This window comes from Sinomonas sp. (genome assembly GCF_051955515.1).
Classification (GTDB): domain Bacteria; phylum Actinomycetota; class Actinomycetes; order Actinomycetales; family Micrococcaceae; genus Sinomonas.
This window is the reverse complement of record NZ_JBQCGQ010000115.1, coordinates 1-8309: the sequence shown is the minus strand read 5'-3', so window position 1 is coordinate 8309 and position 8309 is coordinate 1. Positions and strand designations below refer to the sequence as shown.

Below are 8309 nucleotides of genomic sequence, written 5' to 3'. Positions count from 1 at the left end.
CTTCCGGACCTCATCGCCTTCCGCCGGGACCTCCACGCGCACCCCGAGCTGAGCTTCCAGGAGTTCCGGACCACCGACAGGATCGTGGCGACACTCGAGGCCGCAGGCCTTCAGCCGCAGAGGCTCGACGGCACCGGCGTGGTCGTCGACGTGGGGGAGGGCCCGATCGCGACGGCGCTCCGCGGCGACATCGACGCGCTCCCGATCATCGAGGAGACTGGCCTTCCCTTCGCCTCTCTCAACCACGGTGTCACCCACGCGTGCGGGCACGACGTGCACACGACCTGCGCGCTGGGTGCGGCCCTCGTCCTCGCCGAGCAGCATCGCGAAGAGCCGCTCGGGGCCACGGTCCGCATCGTCTTCCAGCCGGCCGAGGAGACCATGCCCGGCGGGGCCCTCGCATGCATCGAGCAGGGCGTGCTCTCCGGAGTCCCTCGGATCATGGCTCTCCATTGCGATCCGCGCATCGAAGTCGGCCGGATCGGGACGCGCATCGGTTCGATCACCTCGGCCTCGGACACCATCCGCATCGAACTCCAGGGGCGCGGGGGCCATACCTCCCGCCCGCACCTCACCGAGGACCTCGTGTTCGCACTCTCGCAGATCGCGATCAACGTCCCGGCGGTCCTCTCGCGTCGCGTCGACGTGCGCAGCGGCGTCTCGATGGTGTGGGGGCAGATCTCCGCAGGGTCCGCGCCCAACGCGATTCCCGCCGTCGGCCATCTCTCGGGGACCATGCGCTGTCTGGACCGTGAAGCGTGGCACAGCGCGGGGGAGCTGCTGGACGAGGTCGTGGAGCAGGTCGCCGCACCCTACGGGGTGGACGTGCGGCTCGAGCACACGCGGGGCGTGCCGCCGGTGGTGAACTCGGAGCACGAGACTGCGCTCATCGAAGCGGCCGCGCGCGCCGAGCTGGGCGAGGACGCCGTCGTGCTCACGCCGCAGTCGATGGGCGGTGAGGACTTCGCGTGGTTCCTGGCGGATGTGCCGGGGTCGATGTTCCGCCTCGGCACGCACGTCCCCGGCGGCGAGGAATACGACCTGCACCGTGGCGACCTGATCGTCGACGAGGGCGCGATTGGGTGCGGCGTTCGCGTTCTCGCGGCTGCGGCGCTGCGGAGCATTCGGGACCTCTGAGGGCGAATCGCCGGTCCGACCCTACGCGCGGGTAACGAAACACGAACAATGGGCGGGCAGCAGCGGGGTTCTCTGTCTGAAAGTGATGTTTCCCACTATCGTGCTCTTGTACCGTGCGGGCCGCGGTACCGCCCGGGCTGCCCCATGCCACGGGCGAACCTCGCGCACCTGTGGAGGAATACGTGAGCTCACTTCGTGACCGGCTCGCCAAGAAGAGCCTTCTGGGCGTCGCCGCCGTCGGCGCGTCGACCCTCGTGCTGGCTGCCTGTGGCGCCCCGCCGCCGTCGAGCGGTTCCTCGGGCGGAACCTCGGCGGCCAACTCCAACTACCTCGGCTGCATGGTCTCCGACTCCGGCGGCTTCGACGACAAGTCGTTCAACCAGTCCGGCTATGAAGGCCTCCAGCAGGCCGTCAAAGACCTGGGAATCCAGGAAAAGCACGTCCAGTCGAAAGCGGACACGGACTACGACCCGAACCTTCGCTCGATGGTGCAGGCCGGCTGCAAACTCACCGTCACGGTCGGCTTCCTCCTCGGCGATGCGACGAAGAACATCGCCACCGCCAACCCCAACAGCCACTTCGCGATCATCGACTACTCCGACCCTTCGTTCCCGCAGAACGTCAAGCCGATCGTCTACGACACGGCTCAGGCGGCCTTCCTCGCCGGCTACCTCGCCGCGGGCGTCTCGAAGACTGGCAAGGTCGCGACCTTCGGCGGACTCAACATCCCGACCGTCACGATCTTCATGGATGGCTTCTCCGACGGTGTCAAGTACTACAACCAGAAGAAGGGCAAGTCGGTTCAGCTCCTGGGGTGGGACAAGGACAAGCAGGATGGCGTCTTCGTGGGCGACTTCAAGTCGATCGACAAGGGGAAGGTACTCACGCAGGGCTTCCTTCAGCAGGGTGCGGACATCGTCCTTCCCGTCGCCGGGCCGGTCGGCGCGGGCGCCGGGTCGGCGATCCTGGACGCCAAGGCGGGCGGCACGGACGCCAAGCTCATCTGGGTCGACTCGGACGGCTACCTCACGGCCCCCGACTACAAGTCGATTCTGCTGACGTCGGTGCAGAAGACGATGGCCACTGCCGTGGAGAGCGTCATCAAGGACGACACCCAGGGCAAGTTCGATGCGAAGCCCTACGTCGGGACGCTTGCGAACGGCGGCGTGGCCCTGGCGCCGTACCACGACCTCGACTCCGCAGTGCCCTCTGACCTCAAGAGCGAGATCGATCAGCTCAAGAAGGACATCAGCTCGGGCACGGTGAAGGTCAGCTCGAAGTCCAGCCCGGTCTCGGGCAGCTAGCTCGAGTCCGCTTCCACCCCTGACGCCGCCCGTCTCCGGGCGGGCGGCGCGGCATCCAGGACAGGCCATGAAACTGGAATTGCGTGGCATTACCAAGCGCTTCGGCACCCTTGTCGCCAACGATCACATCGATCTCGTGGTCGATGACGCCCAGGTCCACTGCCTCCTGGGGGAGAACGGGGCCGGCAAGTCGACACTGATGAATGTCCTCTATGGCCTCTATGAGCCGAGCGAGGGCGAGATTCTCGTCGATGGACGCCCGGTGGTCTTCCGCGGGCCCGGGGATGCGATGGCGGCGGGCATCGGCATGGTGCACCAGCATTTCATGCTGGTCCCGGTGTTCACGGTCGCGGAGAACGTGGCCCTCGGCGCCGAGTCGACGAAGGCCGCCGGATTCCTCGATCTCGAGACAACCCGAGCCAAGATCCGCGCGATCTCCAGACGGTACGGTTTCGACGTGGACCCCGACGCCCTCGTCGAGGACCTGCCCGTCGGCGTCCAGCAGCGCGTCGAGATCATCAAGGCCCTGGTCCGAAACGCCAAGGTCCTCATCCTCGACGAACCGACCGCCGTCCTCACTCCGCAGGAGACGGACGAACTGCTCGAGATCATCGCCGAGCTCAAGGCCTCTGGCACGTCCATCATCTTCATCTCGCACAAGCTGCGCGAGGTGAAGGCCGTCGCGGATGTCATCACCGTCATTCGGCGCGGAAGAGTCGTCGGCGACGCCCCGCCGTCGGCCGCTCCCGCCGAGCTCGCCTCGATGATGGTGGGCCGGCAGGTAAGCCTGAGCCTCGAAAAGGCACCCGCCAAGCCGAGGGAGATGACGTTCGTGGTGCGCGACCTCACGGTCGTCGCCCCGAACGGCCAGCACGTGGTCGACGGCGTGAGCTTCGACGTCGCGCAAGGGGAGATCGTCGCCGTCGCCGGCGTGCAGGGAAACGGCCAGACAGAGCTGACCGAGGCGGTCCTTGGGCTGCAGCGGCACGCGACCGGTTCGGTGCAGCTCGACGGGAAGGAACTCCTGGGTCGGTCGGTGAAGGACGTCCTGGGGGCCGGGGTCGGATTCGTCCCCGAGGATCGGAGCCACGACGGCCTCGTCGCTGCGTTCAGCGTTGCGGAGAACCTCGTGCTCGATCTCTACGATCGCGCCCCCTTCGCCCGCGGACTGGCCATGAAGCCTTCGCGCATCGAAGCCCAGGCCAAAGAGAAGATCGCGGAGTTCGATATCCGGACCCCCTCGGCGGATGTTCCGGCATCGACCCTTTCCGGAGGCAACCAGCAGAAGGTCGTGATGGCCCGGGAGCTATCGCGGCCGCTGCGACTCTTCATCGCCTCACAGCCCACCCGCGGCGTGGATGTGGGCTCGATCGAGTTCCTCCATCGGCGGATCATCGCCGAACGCGACCACGGCACGCCGGTCATGATCGTCTCAACGGAGCTCGACGAGATCCTCGAGCTCGCCGACCGCATCGCCGTTCTCTACCGGGGCCGGCTCATGGGCATTGTGCCGGGGGACACCCCGCGCGACACGCTCGGGCTCATGATGGCAGGCATGACGGCGGAGGAGGCCGCCGCGCATGCGGCCCAGACTTCAGGAGAGAACCATGGCTGAGGCACCCCAGGTCCCCGAGACGGCCCAGCCGCCCTTGCCCACCGGTCCGGCGGTCCCAGCCCCGGGGGTGGAAGAACGCGAGTGGGTCCTGCGTCGGATCGTCACTGGAACGCCCATGGTGTCGCTGCTCTCGGTGGTGCTCGCGATCGTCATCGGCGGGATCCTCATGGCGGTCACGAACCCCCGCGTCGCGACGGCCGCCGGCTATTTCTTCGCGCGCCCCTCGGACACTATCGCCGAGGTCTTCCGGCCGTATGCCGCGCTCGTCCAAGGCTCGATCTTCAACTGGCAGGGAGCGGACTTCGCGGCCCAGCTCTACCCGCTGGCCGAAACTCTCACGGTGTCGACCCCGCTCATCTTCGCAGGCCTCGGAGTGGCGCTCGCCTTCCGCGCCGGTCTCTTCAACATCGGCGCCCAGGGGCAGCTCATCTTCGGCGCCCTCTTCGGCGCGTACGTGGGCTTCAGCTGGCATCTGCCGGTCGGTCTCCACCTGCTGGTCGTCGTTCTCGCCGGCATCCTTGGCGGAGCGCTATGGGGCGGCATCGTGGGCCTGCTCAAGGCGCGTACCGGCGCCCACGAGGTGATCGTCACCATCATGTTCAACTACGTCGCGAGCTTCCTCCTTCTCTTCCTGCTCACCACCCCGGCGTTCCAGCGGAAGGGGTCCACGAACCCCATCTCCCCGTTCCTGGACCAGACCGCCCTGTTCCCCGAGCTGCTCGGGCCCCAGTTCAGGCTCCACGCTGGCTTCATCCTCGCGATCCTCGTCACGTGGGGCGTGTGGTGGATCCTCAATCGCTCCACCGTCGGCTTCGAGTTCCGGGCGATCGGCGCCAACCCGAATGCTGCCCGCACCGCCGGGGTCAACGTCGGCCGCGCCACGATCCTCGTCATGGCCCTCGCGGGCGCGCTCGCGGGGATGTCCGGAATCGCCCAAGTATCGGGCACGGAGAAGTACCTCTCCGCAGGGGTCGCGGCGTCGATCGGCTTCGACGCGATCACCGTCGCGCTGCTCGGGAGGTCGACACCGTGGGGCACCTTCTTCGCGGGCCTCCTGTTCGGCGCGTTCCGCGCGGGCGGAGTCTCGATGCAGGCGGTCACCCAGACGCCGATCGACATCGTCCTCGTCATCCAGTCCCTCATCGTCCTCTTCATCGCCGCCCCGCCGCTCGTCAGGGCGATGTTCGGCCTGAATCCGAGGAGACCGAAGCGCAGGACCACCGGAGCGGCATCGAGCGGAGCGGCATCATGAGCACGGTGGCCACAGCGCCCGCGCAGAGCGTACCGGCCAGCGGGGTGATGGTGAGCTGGAAGGCTCCCCTTGGCCTCGGAATCCTCGCTATCGCGGGGACCATCCTGTTTGGCGTCTTCGCCGGCGCGAAGAACGCCGCCTTCGGCATCGTGGACACCGGACGAGCCTCGTCCGTCCTCGCCGCGTGGCTCGCCTTCGCGGTCGCGCTCGGAGCAGCGGGGTGGCTCGGGTCCGTCGGGATCCGGGCACGGCGAGCCGGCAAGCCGATCGAACGGTGGATCCCGCCCACCCTGGCGGCCGCCGTCGTCGTTCTTGTGCTGGCCCTCCTCGGCGTGGCCGGGGTCACGGTGATCACGGTGAGCTCGCCCGTGGTCGGATGGATTGCCTCCCTGGTGATGCTCGGCGTCGCCGGCTGGTCCGCCTGGCTCGCGCCGCGGGGCCGGAAGCTGCCGCGCTGGGCTGCTGCGGCCTTCGCGGTGGCGTTCGTGGTCGGCTTCCTTGTCTGGATCGTCGCCGGCGGCCGCGATGCGACACCCTTCATCTCCCTTGCGGGACTTCTCGCCGGAGCGGTGACCCTCGCGGTCCCGCTCGTGTTCGGATCCCTTTCGGGAGTCCTGTGCGAACGCTCGGGGATCGTCAACATCGCCATCGAGGGTCAGCTTCTGATCGGCGCCTTCGCTGCGGCCGTGGGCGCTACCGTCACCCGCAACGTCTACGCGGGCCTTGCCGCTGCCGCGATAGCCGGAGCCCTCGTCTCTTTGGTGCTCGCCGTGGTGAGCATCAAGTACCTCGTGAACCAGATCATCGTCGGGGTCGTGCTGAACGTGCTGGTGGTCGGCCTCACGAACTTCCTCTTCTCCACGCTGCTGACCGCCAACCCGGAGGGCCTCAACAAGCCTCCTCACCTCGGCAGCCTCGAGATTCCGGTCCTGGCCGACGTCCCGCTGATCGGGCCCATCCTGTTCCGGCAGTCTCTCGTCGGGTACCTCATGTACGTCGCCGTCATCGTCGTGTACGTGGGCCTGTTCCACACCCGCTGGGGCCTTCGGGTCAGGGCAGTCGGCGAGCATCCGCAGGCCGCGGACACCCTCGGGGTGAACGTCAACCGCACGCGCTTCTGGAACACGATCATCGGTGGAGCGGTCGCCGGCATCGGCGGCTCGTTCTTCACCCTCGTGGCCGTCGACGCGTTCAGCAAGGAAATGTCGGCGGGTCGCGGGTACATCGCGCTCGCCGCGCTCATCTTCGGCCGCTGGAATCCCCTCGGGGCGTTCCTCGCCTCGCTCCTCTTCGGCTTTGCCGATAACCTGCAGAGCGTCATCACGATTATCGGCTCGCCTGTTCCGAGCCAATTCATGGCCATGCTCCCGTACGTCGTGACGGTCTTCGCCGTCGCGGGCCTCGTGGGGCGGTCCCGTCCACCAGCGATGGAAGGTATTCCCTATGTCAAAGGCTGAGGCGGTTGCCAGCATGCGGGCCGTCGACTGGGAAACACTCGCCGATCTCGCGCGGTCTGCCATGCGGCGGGCCTACGCGCCATACTCTCGCTATCCGGTTGGCGCCGCGGCGCTCCTCGACGACGGCCGGACGGTATCGGGATGCAACGTGGAGAACGCCTCCTACGGGCTCACCCTCTGCGCTGAATGCACTCTCGTGGGCCAGATTCAGATGAGCGGAGGCGGGCGCATCAGGGCCTTCACGTGCGTTGATGGAGAGGGCAACCTCCTCATGCCGTGCGGCCGCTGCCGGCAGCTCCTGTACGAATTCCGCGGGCCGGGAATGGAGCTCATGACGACGCGCGGCGTCCGCTCGATGGAGGACGTGCTGCCCGACGCTTTCGGGCCAGAGGACCTCGAGGACGAGCCGAAGGGCGTCCTGTGAGCGCGCAGTCGGCGGGGGTCCCCAGCTCCGAGCCGTTCGACACGGTCGACGTCATCCGGACGAAGCGCGACCGCCACGAACTCTCGGACGCTCAGGTCGACTGGGTGGTCGACGCGTACACCCGAGGCGTCGTGGCCGACGAGCAGATGTCCGCGCTTGCCATGGCGATCCTGCTCAACGGGATGACGCATCGCGAGACGGCCCGCTGGACTGCGGCGATGATCGCCTCGGGGGAGCGGCTGGACTTCTCTGGGCTCCGCGGGCCCGACGGACGTCCCCGGCCGACGGCGGACAAGCACTCCACCGGCGGGGTGGGGGACAAGATCACGCTGCCGCTCGCGCCGCTTGTGGCGGTCTTCGGGGTCGCCGTTCCGCAGCTCTCGGGCCGGGGCCTCGGCCACACGGGCGGAACGCTCGACAAGCTCGAGTCGATCCCCGGATGGCGCGCCGCCCTCTCGAACGAGGAGATGCTGAGCCAGCTCGGCGACGTCGGCGCCGTCATCTGCGCTGCCGGCAGCGGCCTCGCGCCCGCGGACAAGAAGCTCTACGCGCTGCGCGACGTGACGGGCACGGTCGAGGCCATCCCGCTCATCGCGTCATCGATCATGAGCAAGAAGATCGCGGAGGGCACAGGATCGCTCGTGCTCGACGTGAAGGTGGGGTCCGGCGCGTTCATGAAGGACGAGGCTCAGGCCCGCGAGCTCGCGCAGACGATGGTCGCTTTGGGCAAGGACGCCGGCGTCAACACCGTGGCCCTCCTCACGAACATGGCGACGCCGCTCGGGCTGACGGTGGGCAACGCGATCGAGGTAGAGGAGTCACAGGAGGTCCTCGCAGGGGGAGGGCCGGAGGACGTCGTGGAACTCACGGTTCGGCTCGCCGAGGAGATGCTCGCCTGCGCGGGAGTGCACGACGGCGATCCCGCCCAGGCGCTCAAGGACGGCCGCGCGATGGACGTCTGGCGGCGGATGGTCGCAGCTCAAGGGGGAGACCCGGCCGCACCGCTTCCGACGGCGAAGGAGTCCGACGTGGTCTACGCGGCCGCGGACGGTGTGCTGGTGGAACTGGATGCCCTGAAGATCGGTGTCGCGGCGTGGCGGCTCGGCGCCGGCAGGGCCCG

7 protein-coding genes are annotated in these 8309 nt (G+C 68.0%); all 7 read left to right on the top strand.

Annotation, left to right across the window (positions count from 1 at the left end; translation table 11 throughout):
- Positions 1–1137 (top strand): amidohydrolase (locus tag ACTHL9_RS06355; RefSeq protein ID WP_440518004.1); only part of this gene is annotated, 1137 nt, incomplete at its 5' end.
- 182 nt (positions 1138–1319) lie between these two features.
- Positions 1320–2441 (top strand): BMP family lipoprotein, encoded by a 1122-nt coding sequence (locus ACTHL9_RS06350; protein WP_440518003.1) that lies wholly within the window; start codon positions 1320–1322, stop codon positions 2439–2441.
- A gap of 67 nt (positions 2442–2508) precedes the next feature.
- Positions 2509–4056: an ABC transporter ATP-binding protein gene (locus ACTHL9_RS06345; RefSeq protein ID WP_440518002.1), complete on the top strand. Its 1548-nt coding sequence runs from the start codon at positions 2509–2511 to the stop codon at positions 4054–4056.
- Positions 4049–5308, top strand: a complete 1260-nt coding sequence (locus tag ACTHL9_RS06340; RefSeq protein WP_440518001.1) for an ABC transporter permease — start codon at positions 4049–4051, stop codon at positions 5306–5308. The genes ACTHL9_RS06345 and ACTHL9_RS06340 overlap by 8 nt, the downstream gene beginning before the upstream one ends.
- Complete coding sequence (locus tag ACTHL9_RS06335; RefSeq protein ID WP_440518000.1) at positions 5305–6765, top strand: ABC transporter permease; 1461 nt, start codon at positions 5305–5307, stop codon at positions 6763–6765. The genes ACTHL9_RS06340 and ACTHL9_RS06335 overlap by 4 nt, the downstream gene beginning before the upstream one ends.
- Complete coding sequence (locus ACTHL9_RS06330; protein WP_440517999.1) at positions 6752–7189, top strand: cytidine deaminase; 438 nt, start codon at positions 6752–6754, stop codon at positions 7187–7189. Before ACTHL9_RS06335 ends, ACTHL9_RS06330 begins: the two co-directional genes overlap by 14 nt.
- Positions 7186–8309 (top strand): thymidine phosphorylase (locus ACTHL9_RS06325; protein ID WP_440517998.1); only part of this gene is annotated, 1124 nt, incomplete at its 3' end. The genes ACTHL9_RS06330 and ACTHL9_RS06325, both read left to right, overlap by 4 nt.